Origin of the sequence: Pseudoalteromonas sp. B160 (assembly GCF_037162485.1) — a bacterium.
GTDB lineage: Bacteria > Pseudomonadota > Gammaproteobacteria > Enterobacterales > Alteromonadaceae > Pseudoalteromonas > Pseudoalteromonas rhizosphaerae.
Genome location: NZ_JARLUX010000001.1, coordinates 1,105,886 through 1,121,099, shown reverse-complemented (window position 1 = coordinate 1,121,099; position 15,214 = coordinate 1,105,886). Strand labels below are relative to the sequence as shown.

Genomic DNA, 15,214 nt, shown 5'->3' with positions numbered 1-15,214 from the left:
GAGTCCATACATCTGCTACGAATGGGCAATATCTTGTTGGCGTGGGTTTTCAGCGTAACATGTAATAAAAAAGCGCGCTGTAACTTAATACACCGCGCTTTTTTAAACTTAAAACTTACAGCTTATAACTTAAAGCTCAGCTCTCAAATCAATGTGATACCACAATTAAGCGAATGGCATCTAGTTGCAGCTGGGCTTTGCCAATATAAGTTGTTAGTTCAGTGCGTTGCTTGTCGTAGAAGGTAAGCTCTTCTTCACGAATATTTGGGTTTATCTGTTTTAAAGCAGCTAAACGCGCCTGCTCTTCACTGAGCGATTGTTGCATTTGCTCAAGCGCCGCAGTGCGAATGACTTCTAACTTAGTTTGCGCCATTTCTTGTGCTGTTTTAAGCATTGGGTGAATCGCACTTTGTAGTGCTCCAGCAAGTTTACTGGCTGTTTGACGGCCTACCGCAGAAAGCTGCTGATTAAAGCCATCAAAACCTACATTATCGCCTAGGTTATTACTGGCTTTGTCGAGCAAAATACGAATCGGCGTCGGCGGTAAAAAGCGGCCAACTTGCAGCGCTTTTGGTGCCATGGCTGCTGCTACGTAAATTAGCTCAACAAAAAAGGTGCCTGGTGGTAATTTTTTGTTTTTAAGTAATGCGACTGACGCAGTACCAAAGTCATCATCACAGATCATGTCTAAGGTGCCTTGCACCATAGGGTGATCCCAGCTGATGAAATGCACATCTTCTTGTGCCAGTGCTGTGTCACGGTCAAATGTGACTGTCATGCCGTCATCTTTTAAACTTGGGAATGACGGATTTAGCATATGCTCAGTTGGCTTTAAGATAATAGTATTTTCACCTTTGTCTTCTTGGCTAACGCCAAAGGTATCAAACACGTTGATCATATAACTTGGTAGTTCAAACTGGTTGTCTAGTTTTTCAATATCAACAACCAGCGAGTCTGCTGCACCTTGGCCTGATGAGTGTAACTCAAGCAAACGGTCACGCCCGCTTTCCATTTGTTTACGCAGGACTGCGTTTTGACCGGCTACTTGCTCTAGTAATGGCTCTAGCTCGTCTTCATCACAGTTATGGGCGGCAATAAACTCAAGTAGCTCATCTTTAAACTCTTTATACAAAAGTTGCCCGGTGCTTGAGGTGGTTTCAAAGGCATCTAAGCCTTCGTTATACCAACGCAGTAATACTTCTTGTGCGCTGTTTTCAAAGTACGGTACATGGATGTTGATGTCTTGAGTTTGGCCAATACGGTCAAGGCGACCAATACGTTGCTCAAGTAAATCTGGGTTCAGTGGTAAATCAAATAACACTAAGTGATGAGCAAATTGGAAGTTACGACCTTCTGAACCAATTTCAGAGCACAATAATATTTGTGCATTGTCGTATTCATCAGCAAAGAATGCAGCGGCGCGATCTCGCTCAATAATTGTCATGCCTTCATGGAACACTGAGGCTTTAATCGCTTCGCGTTCACGCAGGATTTGCTCAAGGCTGATAGCGGTTTCGGCTTTAGCACAAATAAGCAGGACTTTTTCGCGTTTAAGGGTTTTTAGGGTGTCGATCAACCATTCTACGCGAGGATCAAATTGTCCCCAGCTAGCGCTTTCGCCTTCAAACTCTTGGAATATTTTTTCAGGGAATAGGGCGCGTTGCGCGCTAAGCTCTGCATTTTTAATGCCGCTCATATTGCCCAATACTGAAATTGCCGTTTTATATTGTTTCGGCATCGCCATCGGGTAGGCGTGTAGTTTGCGACTAGGGTAGCCGTCAATGCCGCTACGGCTATTTCTAAACAAAATACGGCCTGTGCCATGGCGATCTAATAACATCGCCAAAATCTCTTTACGGGCCGCTGCATCGCCATTTTGCGCTTGTTCAAGCACCTTACTGATGTCGGTTTCTTTTAACAGCTCAATTAGCGTGGCTTTGGCGTTGTCATCAAGGGCTTGCTGTTGTAATAATTGATTAGCAGCCTCTGCCACATGCTTATAGTTACTTTCTTCAGCAACAAAGGCATCGTAGTCATAAAAGCGATCAGGATCGAGTAACTGTAGGCGCGCAAAGTGGCTGCGGTGACCAAGTTGATCCGGTGTTGCTGTTAATAGTATCAGCCCTGGAATATCTTGGCTAAGCTCAGCCATACGTTGATATTCAGTGCTTGGTTTACCGTTGGTAATACTTAAATGATGCGCTTCATCAACAATCAGTAAATCCCAATCAGCCATTGTTGCTTGTTCAAACCAGCGTTTTTTCTTGGTTAAAAACTCAAGGCTAGTTAGTACTAACTGTTCAGTGTCGAATACATTTGGTGAGTCGGCAAATGCTTCATCGCAACGCTCTTCATCAAAAATTGAAAAGTGTAAATTAAAGCGACGCAGCATTTCAACTAACCACTGATGCTGCAAGTTCTCCGGCACTACGATGAGCACTCGGCTTGCGCGACCACTGATAATTTGTTGATGTAAAATCATCCCTGCTTCAATGGTTTTACCAAGGCCTACTTCATCAGACAATAATACTCGAGGAGCAAACCGTTTACCGACCTCTTGTGCAATATAAAGCTGATGCGGAATTAAGCTTGCGCGCTGGCCAATCAACCCCTTAATAGGTGATTGTTGGCGTTCAAACTGGTGTTGCCATGTTTGATAGCGCAATGTATAGCGATCAAAACGGTCAACTTGACCGGCAAATAAGCGGTCTTGTGGTTTATTAAATTTGATGAAGTGATCTAAAAACGTTTCTTTTAATTGTGCTTTTTCACCGTTATCAATACGAGTGCCGTGATAACAAAGTAAATCACCGATAGGTTCAATTGACTCGACTTCAAGTTCCCATTCTTCAACGCTTTTGATCACATCACCAGGATTAAATGCCACACGGGTAACCGGTGCTTCTAGCATTGAGTAAACACGGTTTTCGCCACTGGCGGGAAATAAAATGCTGACCTGACGGCCCTCAAGGGCAACCACTGTGCCTAATCCTAAATCTGACTCTGTATCACTGATCCAACGCTGACCTAAGGAAAAATTCATGTATGTCTCGTCTATGAAGAAAAAGGCGGCTATGTTACCTGTTACCTAACACCACTGCAAGGCACGAACCAGCTGACTTTTAATTAATTTAATAACTGTGAATTATTCCTATTAAAGCTGCTGCAATAAGGATTAATTCAAAACAAAAAAAGGTTTGTCATAAAACAGACTTTTATGACATCTAAGCTAAACTTAGAATATACCTAGCAATTAAGTTTTTCAGGGTGAGCGTTCACCCGTTTTACTTGATTAGTTGTGTATAGCATAAAAATCATAAAACGTAAGGAAAGTGCTATGGAAAAAGCTTCGAACCTTGATAGTAAAATGTATGTGCTAGATACCAATGTATTGCTTCACGAACCCCTCGCGTATTTATCATTCCAAGAACACGATGTTGTAATTCCCATGACAGTTTTAGAGGAACTGGATCATATAAAAGATCGTAAGCATGATGTCAGCCGTGATGCCCGTGTGGCCATTCGTGGTTTGGATGAAGTACTCAAAGATGCCACACCAGAACAAATGCTCAAAGGTGTCGCTCTACCTAGTAATAAAAAGGCCAAAGCATCTTCGGCTGGCACACTTATTATTGTTAATGATCATTTATTTGCCGATTCTATCTCAGGTTTACCTGGCAACGAAAATGACCACCGTATTATCAATTGTGCCGTGCACCTACAAAAACAACATCCTAATAGCAAAGTGGTGTTAGTTACCAAAGATATTAATATGCGTTTAAAGGCCAAAGGCGCAGGGCTTAAATTTGTTGAAGATTATCGTACCGATCAGCTGATTGATGATATTGCTTTGCTCTCCAGTGGTTATAAAAAAATTGCTGGCGATTTTTGGCAGCATGTGGGCGAATGTGAAACACAACAACATGGTCGTGATGCGTTTCATAAAGTGGCAAAAAGTTTGATCCCCGATGTATTTTGCAATGAATATTTACTTGATGACAGCGGTCAGTTTGCCGCACGAGTCAAATCTTATGATGAGCAGCATATTATGCTCAAAGATATCGGTGTTGAGCGTTTAATGCATCAGTCGGCATGGGGAGTAAAGCCAAAAAATATTTATCAAGGCATGGCAATGGATGCGTTACTCGATACCAGTATTGAATTAGTTATTTTAACAGGTCCTGCAGGATGCGGAAAAACATTACTAGCGCTTGCCTGTGCTTTGGAAATGGTGGTTGAAAAAGGTATTTACGATAAGGTAATTGTCACCCGAAATACTCCTGAAATTGCTGAGTCGATCGGTTTTTTACCAGGTACCGAAGAGGAAAAAATGGCACCATGGTTAGCTGCGATCACCGATACCTTAGAGGTATTACACAAAGGTGACGAAAATCCTATTTCAAGCCGTAACTATATTATGGAAAAGGCCAACATACAGTTTAAATCAGTTAACTTTATGCGTGGTCGCAGCATTCAAAATGCCGTGGTCATTTTAGATGAAAGCCAAAACCTTACCGCCTCACAGCTGAAAACTATTATTACCCGTTGTGGTGAAGGTACTAAGTTAATTTGCTCTGGTAACCTTGCGCAAATAGATAGTAACTACTTAACTCCAGTTACTTCTGGTTTAACTTATATTGTGGAGCGCTTTAAAGATTTTGAAGGCAGCGCCACGGTTAACTTAAATGGTGTGGTGAGAAGCCGTTTAGCATCGTTTGCGGAAGAAAATTTATAACTTGCGCAGTCCCACTTAGCTCGCTAACCTTGTTGACAAATTTAGCGCCAAGCATCGGATTGTAGATTGAATTTTCTACCTTTAAAACATTACTATCGTTCACTGGCTGTGGCACTTATTGTGCCGCTGCTGGTGGCTTTTCTATTATGTTTACACTTATATAATATTAAATTAGATCGCGCCGTTGCTAAACGTGAAGCGGATTTTGCCAATATAGCAGCGCAAGTTGAGCATGCTATGAATGGTGCTGATGGCTTGATCAACACACTGTTCTCTTTATACGAGCAACCTTTGTCGTATCAATTTGAGCCGCAATGGCTTGAAGATATTAATCAGCAAGAGAATTATTATTACCGAAAAATCCCTGATGGAGGCGGTGAAATTGTCGGGCAAGGTAAGTTTTCGACCACTCCTAATGCGATAGCTCAATGGCAGCAAGTGATCGCCTTGGGACCTGCTTTTAATACCGCATTATCGTTAATTCAATCCTTATCGGCAGTTGCTTATGTTAATGAGCAAGGCTTTGTTTATATAAAACGTCGTCGTGATGAAGATAGCCTAATGTTAACTCAAGTATTGGATGGCCAGTTGCGCCCAGCACTGGCTGACAATTCACTGACATCAAGTGCGATAGTAGAGGTGGCTGGTAAAAATTACTTATCAATAGGGCGTGCGCGTGAGCAGGGCAGTGAAGATTATATTATTTTGATTTATGACTTATCGGCAGTATCGCAATGGCTAAAAAAATATCGCCGCGCAGTGGCGAATATATATTTTTAAATAGTGCGCAGCACGTCATTATCAGCTCACTTTACGATATTGAAGAAGACACGCCATTAGCGGAGTATTGGCCTTCAGCTAAAGCGTCATTAGCAGAATTAGATAATCAGGGTAATCTCACTCTTTTACAAGCGCAAAAGCAGCTACCAATTTATGCGGGTTATTTTGCATCACATGATGAATTAGCCTCACCGATTGTAACTGATGTATTAATTGAACTTACTTTTTTGAGTATGTTTTTAGTGATGATGTTCAGTACCTTGTTATGGTTAAGCCAGCGTATTTTTGTGAAACCCATGACATATTTAATGGCGTATCTTGAGCAAAATGAGGAGCATTATAAAGATTATTCAAATTATCATATACCAGCAAACTGGCAGCCGTGGTTTAGCCGAATCAAGTGGGTACTTAACAAAAATCAGCAGTTGGTAAACTCATTGCAGCAGGCAAATAGTGAACTTGATGATCAAGTAAAAATAAAGACCCGTGAACTCGCACGCAGTTATGAGGCTAAAGAACGCCATTTAGCATTATTGAATACTATGCTCAATAGTGTGCCAGATCTTATTTATTTTAAAAACATTGATGGCTCATTCTTAGGATGTAATCGTGCTTATGAACAATACATAGGTATTGAGCAAGGGCAGTTAGTTGGTCAGCAGTTATGTGATATTAGTGATGATAATGGCCAGATCAGTGAATTAGAGCAACAAGTTTTAACAACCAAAATGAAAGCTGAGCAACGACTTGAAACCCAGCTACAAACCTTTCAATTAACCATCGCGCCATTTTATAACGATCAAAATCAGTTACTAGGTTCAATGGGAATTGGCCGGATATAACCGCCCAACAACAAGCTCTTTTGGCATTAAAAGCGTCAGAGTCTAAGTTTCGCAGCGCCATAGAGTATGCAGCTAATGGAGTGATTTTACTTTCACTTGAACAGACCGTATTACAACTTAATCGAACTGCGCGAAAGATTTTTAAGATTGATAAAACTGAGCAGGATTTATTATTAGTGGATTTATTTCCACGACAACAGTGGCAAGAAATAGCAACGCTTTTAGCTTTATTGCTGAGTGAGAAAAAGAAAGTTTACCATCTTACTTTAGGACAAGAAGAGCTAAATTGCTGGTGGCAGCTGAGTGTCTCTTTAGTATGGGATGAGCAACAAGCACCTTACTATTATGTTATTCATATTCAAGATGTCAGTGCATTGACTCAGGCCAAACAAGATGCCGAGCGGGCAACCGAGGCCAAAAGCCGATTTATTGCTAACTTAAGCCATGAAATACGCACGCCACTGCATGCTGTGACAGGCCTTATTGATATGGTAACTCAGCAAGGCTTAACAGCGCAGCAGCAACAGCATGCAGTTCAAGCAAAAAATGCTGCGCAAAGTTTATTAACCATGCTTAATCGAATGCTTGATTTTGCGCGAATCGAAAATAACCAAGTGCAATTAGATTTAGTTGATTTTGCTGTAGTTGCACTTGTTGACAGCTGCGAGAGTGTATTAATAGGGCTCTGCCAGCAAAAAGAGTTGGCTTTTAATATCGATATTGATCCGCTAATTGCTCCGCAGTTAGTCGGCGATTACATTCGCTTACAGCAAGTGCTCGGTAATTTACTAACCAATGCCGTGAAATTTACTGAACATGGCAGTATCACTTTGAAAATAACAGCCGTTGAATTGACGCCAACACAACAAACCCTGTGTTTTAAAGTGATCGACACCGGGATCGGTATTGATAAAGCTGATCAGAGTCGATTATTTGACGCATTTACGCAAGGCGACGAATCACTCACTCGTACCCACCAAGGCGTTGGTTTAGGGCTTGCTATAGTCAAACACGAAGTGGCATTAATGGGAGCTGAAATTAAAGTTGTCAGCAATAAAGGCCAAGGCAGTGAGTTTTTCTTTACTATAACCTTTAATGTTGCCGCTCAAATCGATCCTATCGTCTGGCACAATACTTTAGTGATTCATTCTGAGCGGGGAATTAATTTACCTACCGCATTAGCGCCATTAAAACAGCTAGAATTTTTTGAGTTAGCTGAATTAACAGACCACGCTGTATTAGCAGATTATCAGCGGATCATCATTAATGACGTTGATCTACCGAGAGTAATAACGCGAGACAATATAAAAACAGCATTGATGAGTAATAACACGCAGCTTTATGTTGTTAAAAATGCTCCAAATACTCCGCTGCCTACTCTTAAAGGTATGCAAATGTGCAGCGTGAAAAGTTCTGCATTAGTACAACGAATACAGCAAGTTGAGCCGATATCTAAACGCCCTGATGTAAATCTGACAACGGCAGAGAGTAAACTCAACGTTGCGGGCTTACTAGTGTTAGTTATTGATGATAATCAGCTTAATTTAGATATTATTAGTAATATTTTAAGTCAAGCACATATTAATGTAATGACAGCAACTTCGGCGATGGCAGGGATAGATTTGGTTGCACAAGTCATGCCTGATCTGATCTTAATGGATATTCAAATGCCAGAAGTCGATGGGTTACAAGCAACCGCTTTATTGCGACAAAGTTATGAACAACAGCAATTACCTATTTTTGCGCTAACTGCGCATTGTGAAGCAGCTGACGAGCAACGCTCACTTGCCGTAGGTATGAATAAACATTTAACAAAACCAGTGGTTGCAGCAACGTTATTAGCGGCGATCAATGAACTACAAATTACCGGCGCTGTTTTTTATAATCATTCTTTTGCATTAGAACAATTCTCGGGTAATAATGATTTATTGCAGATTATGTTGGATAAACTTGCTAAGTTGTGTGTAAGTCATCTGCAGCAATTAAAAGTACCGATGCAAGCAAAAGCTTTGGAACGGTTAGTGCATAGTATTAAAGGTGTGTCAGGAAATCTTGGCTTTAATCGCCTAAGTGCTACCGCTCAGCAATTAGAAAGTAGACTACGCAAGACACCAGACGTAGGGCAAATATCCCTGAGTCAGTTAGAGTTCGAACTAGCACAAGTAAATAGATATATTCAAATACAAGGCTCAGTAAATGTTGAAGAAAGCCAAAATACTGATCGTTGATGATGACCCATTAAATCGATTGGTGTTGGAAAAAACATTAGCGAATGATCACGAAATATTTTTAGTTGAAAGTGGTGAAAAAGCCCTGACATTTGTTAAATCAACTGCGGTTGACTTAATTATACTCGATATTGTAATGCCTGGCATTAATGGCTATGAGGTATTAATTCAGTTAAAAGAAAATTCAACTACGCACGCTATTCCAGTTATCTTTATTTCAGCTAATACAAGCCATGATGATGAAGCAAAAGGGTTTGAATTAGGCGCAATGGACTATATTGCTAAGCCATTTAGTCCCGCAATAGTACGTGCACGAGTGCGAAATCAATTATTGATTAAGCAAAAAAATGATTTGTTAGAAATGCTCGCCTCCATTGATGGGCTGACAGAAATACCCAATCGGCGTTATTTAGATGAAAGCTTATCGCGAGAATGGCGTCGCAGCCGTCGAGCTGGTACACCGTTATCGGTGCTATTAATAGATATAGACCATTTTAAGCGTTATAACGATTGTTACGGTCACCGTGCTTGGGATGACTGCCTTAAAGGTGTTGCACATGCATTAGTTGCAGCGTGTGAGCGTGGCACTGACTTTGTTGCGCGCTACGGTGGAGAAGAATTTGCCGCAGTGTTACCCGATACCAACCAACACGAGGCATTAAAATTTGCTAATAAACTCAGAGATGCTGTTAATACGCTAGCTATCCCGCATAAAGCATCACTCAATGCCGCTCACATTACGATAAGTATTGGGGTTGCTACAACTGAGTTTGGTCAAGTTTATTCTGAGCATATATTACTTGAAGAAGCCGATTTAGGTTTATATCAAGCTAAAGATAGTGGCCGCGATAAAATTATCGCTCGAGTTATTGACGCAAGTTAGTAAAGTCAGTTACTACAGCAAATAAAGAGTGAATATGCTCCACTCTTTACTGCTTTAGTTTTGTGTCTAAATGGCGCTAAGTGAATTATAAATACTATCACCCACACCAATCAGTTTCTCGTTTTTAAAGACCAGTGGAGTACATTCATCTTTTGTCATTTTTCCGTCAGAGTGAATACTGTGGGTGGCATAAAATAGTACTTGGTATACATCACCGTCTTTTTTTAATAATTCTGTAAAGTCGGGAGTTTTTAATTTATTTAATACATTTTGATAGCTGGTATCTAAAGTGAGCCCTGAGATGCTTTCACGATTAAATTGATGATGTTCTTCCCAGCTTGAACTATTACCAGCCCAGTGTGTTTGTGCTTCACCATCGGATACTGCAATTACACAACCAGTAAGAAGAGGGGCTGCAAGCGCGGCAATTAAAAGTACTTTTTTCATTATTTTATCCTGGATATTAAATATTGATTTTAATTTATCTATTAGCTAGCAAAGAACTAGCCAATATTTTATGTTATTTAAAATCAATGAGTTAGATTTTTTTGTAAGGTGGTGAATTATATTTAACCACCTTTTATAGCGTGACTAACTAAAAGTTAGTTGATTAGACCAGTCTATTTAAACTTTCACCTTGGCTAAATGCGCTAATATTTAAGCTGACTTGCTTTACTAAGCGAATGATTGACTCTTCACTGGCCCATGCAATATGTGGAGTCAGTATTAAATTATCACCACGATAAGCGGCCAATGGATTATCCTTCGCAGCTGGTTCTTTACTTAATACGTCAAATCCCGCTCCTGCAATTTGGTTATTGCTCAGTGCGTTGGCTAAATCAGCTTCATTAACGATACCACCGCGCGCGGTGTTAATTAAAATGGCATTGGGTTTCATCATAGCAAGTTCAGCAGCACCAATCAGATCACGACTTTCATCGGTTAAAGGGCAGTGTACACTAATAACATCAGCTGTTTTTATTGCTTGGTAAAATTCTGTTCGGCCCTCTCTAGTTACTTGGTTTTTACGCTCACTGATAATTACATTGGCACCAAAAGCACGTGCAACATCCGCAACAGCTTTACCAAGCGAACCATAACCGATAATTGCCAGAGTTTTACCTCCTATATCATTAAAACGGTAATCAAGGCGGCAGAACATCTCGCTTTGTTGCCATAACCCTTGTTGGCAATCAGCAATGTAGCGGTGAGTATTACCCAGTAAATTGGTGATCAGTGCAAAGGTATGTTGTACAACCGAAGGTGTTGAATACCCGGCCACATTGGTAACGGCAATGCCAAACTCTTTAGCGGCGACTAAATCAACATTGTTAGTGCCAGTTGCGGCTACACATATGAGCTTTAATTCAGGGAGTTTTGCCAGTGTTTCGCGATTAAGTACCACTTTATTGGTGATCAAGACATCAGCGCCTGCACTATGCGCTAATACTTGTGCTGGACTGGTTAGTGAATAACTAGTGAAGTTGCCAAGTTTTTGAAAAGGTTCAAGGGATGTGCCTGCAAGCGTAGCAGTATCGAGAAGAGTAATATTCATGAGCTTTCCTTATAATAAAAATTTATAAATGCTTGACCTTGGTGTGTACTCTAAGGTTTATACTCAGCATCAGTTGATAATATGTTAATTGGAGACGGTGATGAAAATAGGCGAATTTGCCAGTCAATTAGGTGTCTCTACAGATACCCTAAGGTACTATGAAAAGCATGCTTTGTTAACGCCTTCAGCGCGAACGCAAGCAGGTTATCGAGATTATAGCCAAACCGATCTTAAGCAAATGATGTTTATTTTGCGCGCTAAAAATGTTGGCTTTAGCTTGGCTGAGATCAAAGAACTATTACAAATTAAATTTAAAAAACATCAGCATTCTTGCCATGAAGTTAAAAACTTAACAATACAAAAGCGTGACTTAGTCGCAGAGCGTATTGCTGAATTAACACGTTTTCATCAATCATTATCCGTGTTAGCTGATAAGTGCTGCGGAGGCAAAGAGCCCGCAGATAACTGTTCGATATTAACCACTTTGGAGGACATTGATGGACTTAATCAATAATTTTTGGCAGTTATTTTTATTATCTGCACCTTGGTTAATGCTCGGTTTATTAATAGCTGGGTTATTAAATGTGTACTTACCGGCTGATTTCTTAAATAAACACTTGGGAAAAGAAGGTTTTTGGACGACTGTTAAAGCTGCTTTAATTGGCGCACCAATGCCATTATGTTCGTGCGGTGTAATACCTGCTGCAATTGGTTTAAGACGTGCAGGCGCTTCAAAAAGTGCTACCACTGCGTTTTTAGTATCGACGCCAGAAACAGGGGTTGATTCGGTGTCGGTATCGTATGTGTTACTAGGTCCTTTTATGGCTATAATTCGTCCAATAGCGGCGATTTGCAGTGCTATTGTCGCTGGTGTCTTAGTGGGGCGTGATGCTGAAAAAACGCAAACTACAGATCACATCAGTGAAGTTAATAATGAGCAAAAGCGAGCAACGACAATAAGTTGTTGCTCAACGAAATCAGCAGTGGTCGAAGAGAAGGTTAGTTGCTGTTCAACGAAACCAGCAGCGGTCGAAGAGAAGGTTAGTTGTTGTTCAACTAAACCAGCAGCGGTTGAAGAGAAGATAAGTTGTTGTTCAACTAAATTAGCAGCAGTTGAAGAGAAGATAAGTTGTTGCTCAACGAAATCAGCTGTGGTCGAAGAGACGGTTAGTTGCTGTTCAACGAAACCAGCAGCGGTTGAAGAGAAGGCAAGTTGTTGCGATACATCAAGTGCAGCACCAGCCAGCCAATGGCAAAAGATGAAACAGGCAGTGAGTTTTAGCTGTAACAAATTGCTATCAGACACTATGAAGTGGTTAATGATTGGTTTGTTCTTTGCAGCCTTAGTGCAAACTTATGTACCAGAATCATTTTTAACCCAATGGGGCAGTGGTATTTTGGCTATGCTGGTGGTGATCGTGATTAGTATTCCCATGTATATTTGTGCGACCGCATCAACGCCGATTGCAGCTGGTTTGTTATTAAGTGGCGTAGCACCTGGCGCTGTTTTAGTCTTTATGTTGGCAGGTCCTGCCACTAATGTCGCGACGCTTGGCGTGGTTGCCAATGAGCTTGGTAAGCGTGCAGTGGTTGCTTATTTAGTTGGTGTAATAGGTGTCGCTTTGATATTTGGTTTTTTAACCGATTATTTAGTGGCTGAATTTGGCTTTGTTGTTACACCATTATTAGGTGATGAACATCAAGTGCTACCACATTGGTTAACCCTTCTCTGTGGTACTATTTTAGCACTGTTAATGGCGCGTTTAGTTCTTAAAGGAGCGTTTAGTAAATACCGCAGCACTGGTAAGAGCATTGCATAATTGAATGTTATTAAAAAGATTTTTAGCTGTTATAAAATATAAACAATGGACCAAATTAATGACTTAGTTCGCATTTTAGGTTGTCTGAGTTATAATCGCCTATAGAATATAAACGGTGCGCACGAGCGCACCGTTTTTTTAACTTTAAAGATGCAGTAATGAGTGAACCAGTGGACAAGTACGCAGATATAAGACCTTACAATGATGATGAAGTAGCCGCTTCGGTTGCACGCTTGATTGATGATAATGCGTTTATTGATGTAGTTGCAAAATATAACTTACCGCGTTTTTTATCAGCTGTACCCTTTTTATCTAGAACATTGGTAAAGTATCAGTTACGTAAAAAGTGGGGCGCTATCAACAGTGTTGAGCAAGTTCAACAAATCGTTGCTAAGTATTTAGCACAGCTGGTAAAACGCACCACAACTGAGGTGACCTTTTCTGGTTTGGATCAACTCGATCCAAAGCAAGCGTATTTGTTTATCTCAAATCATCGCGATATCGTACTTGATCCTGCTTTAATTAATTGGGGCTTATTCAGTCACAAAATGAAGACAGTCCGTATCGCCATCGGTGATAACTTACTGCAAATCCCTTATATCACCGAACTGATGCGTTTAAATAAAAGCTTTATTGTTAAGCGCTCAGTTAAAGCGCCAAAAGAAATGCTTAGAGCACTATCGCAGCTTTCAGCTTATATTTACGATTCGCTTGCTGGTGGTGATTCAATTTGGATTGCACAAAAAGAAGGCCGCGCTAAAGATGGCTTTGATCAAACAGATCCTGCGCTACTTAAAATGTTGCAGCTTAATGGTCGTAAGCAAAAGAAAGAGTTTGCTGAGTATGTACGTGAGCTAAAAATTGTACCAGTATCAATTTCATATCAATATGAACCTTGTGCAACAGCCAAAGCCAGAGAGCTTTATCATAAGCAGCATCATGGTAAATATGTAAAGTCAGCGGGTGAAGATATTGCCAGTATTGTTGAAGGTTTTAGTACCGCCAAAGGGCATGTTCATTTAGCATTTGGGCAACCAATTGAAGACGGGTGTGAATCACCAGAGCAGCTGGCAAAAACCATCGATGAGCAAATTATTGATTCGTTCTTTTTACACCCAGGAAATTATATCGCTGGTGGCTGTAAACAGGCGGTGATTAATAAAGCCGATGCTCAGGCATTTGAGATGCGTATGGCGCGTGTTCCAGATGAATTAAAACCTCTGGTGTTAGCTATGTACGCTAAGCCATTTCATCGTAAGGTTGAGTTTAATAGTAGCGAAAGCGGCCAATAACTAATGTAAAACATCTTCAAAAAAACCGTAATTAAGTTACGGTTTTTTTTCGTTTAAAAAACGGGCTATACTAAAGTTGTGTTTATTGGCCGATGTTTGTTATGCAACAAATTGAAATTTTTGAAATTCCAAGTCCTTGCAAAGGCATTTGCGAGGTAAATAACCGAGGCTATTGCAAAGGCTGCTATCGAAGTCGGGAGGAACGCTTTGGTTGGAATTCATTTTCAAACGTAGAAAAAAAGCAAGTCATTAGTTTGTGTCAACAGCGTTATAAACGTTACTTGCAAAAGCGCCAAGCACTTATCGCTAAGTCAGCACCATCGGAGCAGGGGGATTTTGGTTTTTAATCAAGATTATGTTTAGCCCTGAGTAAACGAACTGTGCCATTTTCATTGAGTTTATGCAGTTCTTTTTCAAGCTTAGGAATTAATGCGCTATGGCGTGAATGCAAAAAGTGATAGCTTTTTATTGGTGCCAGTATTTCAGTTTGAAATTGCTTAACATTAAACTGAGGGTGTTTAGTAGACAATAAAAAGTCGAGTAAAATCACACCTTGTACTTTACCTTGAGTGAGTAAATTAAGTTGAGCAGTGACGCTTTTCACCTTAATAATGTCACCAATAAAAGGGTGTTCGTTAAGGTAACTCTGCGCTGCAGGATAACCAACTTGAATGGCGATATTGTCTAGCTGCTCAAATGTACATTGTTGGCAGTTTTTTAATAGCACAAGGTTAAACTCAAATAGCGCAAAGTTAACCGGATGCAAGTTTTGATATTGTTGACTGATACTGGCCACTCGCCCTAATTGGCCATCAAGCGTGCCATTGTTCGCTGCAGATAAAGCGCTTTGGTGATTAAAGTCAATAATATGTACATCATAGCCAAGTTCCTTATATGCAAGGGTCATCAGCTCAATCACATAGCGAGCCTGTGGGGTATCGGCTGGGCGATTAAACAGCATATGTTGCGTGTTCGCCATAGTGCTCAGTGGCGTTAGTGAATAACAGAGCAATATGAGATAAAAAAAGCACTTAATCACAGCGTTTCCATATTAGGACTAAAAACGCCACCAATCTACG

10 protein-coding genes and 1 pseudogene are annotated in these 15,214 nt (G+C 40.5%); 7 read left to right on the top strand and 4 right to left on the bottom strand.

The window, feature by feature from the left end; translation table 11 throughout:
- Window positions 1–148 precede the first annotated feature (148 nt).
- Entirely contained in the window at window positions 149–3,043 is a 2,895-nt protein-coding gene (rapA, locus tag P4S61_RS05195; RefSeq protein WP_182778366.1) for an RNA polymerase-associated protein RapA, read from the bottom strand.
- Between the two features lie 294 nt (window positions 3,044–3,337).
- Here rapA and P4S61_RS05190 point away from each other — a divergent pair, with 294 nt between their 5' ends.
- The 3 genes and pseudogenes from P4S61_RS05190 to P4S61_RS05170 all read left to right on the top strand — a co-directional run bounded on the left by P4S61_RS05190 (window position 3,338) and on the right by P4S61_RS05170 (window position 9,468).
- Window positions 3,338–4,735, top strand: a complete 1,398-nt coding sequence (locus P4S61_RS05190) for a PhoH family protein (RefSeq protein ID WP_337117892.1) — start codon at window positions 3,338–3,340, stop codon at window positions 4,733–4,735.
- A 66-nt stretch (window positions 4,736–4,801) separates the two neighbouring features.
- Window positions 4,802–8,585, top strand: a pseudogene (locus P4S61_RS22890) (ATP-binding protein).
- Window positions 8,554–9,468, top strand: coding sequence for a diguanylate cyclase (locus P4S61_RS05170; protein ID WP_337117888.1), 915 nt, complete (start codon window positions 8,554–8,556; stop codon window positions 9,466–9,468). Before P4S61_RS22890 ends, P4S61_RS05170 begins: the two are co-directional and overlap by 32 nt.
- A 66-nt stretch (window positions 9,469–9,534) precedes the next feature.
- On the opposite strand, the gene P4S61_RS05165 is transcribed toward P4S61_RS05170, so the two are convergent.
- Both P4S61_RS05165 and P4S61_RS05160 read right to left on the bottom strand, forming a co-directional pair.
- Window positions 9,535–9,915 (bottom strand): DUF3192 domain-containing protein, encoded by a 381-nt coding sequence (locus tag P4S61_RS05165; RefSeq protein ID WP_145234895.1) that lies wholly within the window; start codon window positions 9,913–9,915, stop codon window positions 9,535–9,537.
- A gap of 163 nt (window positions 9,916–10,078) precedes the next feature.
- The gene (locus P4S61_RS05160) at window positions 10,079–11,023 is read right to left on the bottom strand and encodes a D-2-hydroxyacid dehydrogenase (protein ID WP_337117887.1); all 945 of its coding nucleotides are present in this window, start codon (window positions 11,021–11,023) and stop codon (window positions 10,079–10,081) included.
- A 100-nt stretch (window positions 11,024–11,123) separates the two neighbouring features.
- Between P4S61_RS05160 and zntR the strand changes: the two genes are divergently transcribed.
- The 4 genes from zntR (at window position 11,124) to P4S61_RS05140 (ending at window position 14,482) form a co-directional block, all read left to right on the top strand.
- On the top strand, window positions 11,124–11,537 hold the full coding sequence (zntR, locus tag P4S61_RS05155; RefSeq protein WP_145234897.1) for a Zn(2+)-responsive transcriptional regulator: 414 nt from the start codon (window positions 11,124–11,126) through the stop codon (window positions 11,535–11,537).
- Window positions 11,521–12,843, top strand: coding sequence for an SO_0444 family Cu/Zn efflux transporter (locus P4S61_RS05150; protein WP_337117886.1), 1,323 nt, complete (start codon window positions 11,521–11,523; stop codon window positions 12,841–12,843). The genes zntR and P4S61_RS05150 overlap by 17 nt, the downstream gene beginning before the upstream one ends.
- Window positions 12,844–13,001: 158 nt before the next feature.
- Window positions 13,002–14,135: a 1-acyl-sn-glycerol-3-phosphate acyltransferase gene (locus P4S61_RS05145; RefSeq protein WP_145234899.1), complete on the top strand. Its 1,134-nt coding sequence runs from the start codon at window positions 13,002–13,004 to the stop codon at window positions 14,133–14,135.
- Between the two features lie 101 nt (window positions 14,136–14,236).
- Window positions 14,237–14,482 carry a DUF1289 domain-containing protein gene (locus P4S61_RS05140; protein WP_145234900.1) on the top strand — a complete coding sequence of 82 codons (246 nt, stop codon included), beginning with the start codon at window positions 14,237–14,239 and terminating at the stop codon, window positions 14,480–14,482.
- On the opposite strand, the gene P4S61_RS05135 is transcribed toward P4S61_RS05140, so the two are convergent.
- On the bottom strand, window positions 14,479–15,114 hold the full coding sequence (locus P4S61_RS05135) for a transporter substrate-binding domain-containing protein (RefSeq protein ID WP_337117885.1): 636 nt from the start codon (window positions 15,112–15,114) through the stop codon (window positions 14,479–14,481). The genes P4S61_RS05140 and P4S61_RS05135 overlap by 4 nt on opposite strands.
- Window positions 15,115–15,214: the final 100 nt, after the last annotated feature.

Bases quoted from the DNA above. Each gene is read 5' to 3' on its own strand.
- zntR (WP_145234897.1), top strand. From the start codon at position 11,124: ATGAAAATAGGCGAATTTGCCAGTCAATTAGGTGTCTCTACAGATACC.
- P4S61_RS05160 (WP_337117887.1), bottom strand. From the start codon at position 11,023: ATGAATATTACTCTTCTCGATACTGCTACGCTTGCAGGCACATCCCTT.
- P4S61_RS05140 (WP_145234900.1), top strand. From the start codon at position 14,237: ATGCAACAAATTGAAATTTTTGAAATTCCAAGTCCTTGCAAAGGCATT.
- P4S61_RS05150 (WP_337117886.1), top strand. From the start codon at position 11,521: ATGGACTTAATCAATAATTTTTGGCAGTTATTTTTATTATCTGCACCT.
- P4S61_RS05190 (WP_337117892.1), top strand. From the start codon at position 3,338: ATGGAAAAAGCTTCGAACCTTGATAGTAAAATGTATGTGCTAGATACC.
- rapA (WP_182778366.1), bottom strand. From the start codon at position 3,043: ATGAATTTTTCCTTAGGTCAGCGTTGGATCAGTGATACAGAGTCAGAT.
- P4S61_RS05165 (WP_145234895.1), bottom strand. From the start codon at position 9,915: ATGAAAAAAGTACTTTTAATTGCCGCGCTTGCAGCCCCTCTTCTTACT.
- P4S61_RS05170 (WP_337117888.1), top strand. From the start codon at position 8,554: ATGTTGAAGAAAGCCAAAATACTGATCGTTGATGATGACCCATTAAAT.
- P4S61_RS05135 (WP_337117885.1), bottom strand. From the start codon at position 15,114: ATGGCGAACACGCAACATATGCTGTTTAATCGCCCAGCCGATACCCCA.
- P4S61_RS05145 (WP_145234899.1), top strand. From the start codon at position 13,002: ATGAGTGAACCAGTGGACAAGTACGCAGATATAAGACCTTACAATGAT.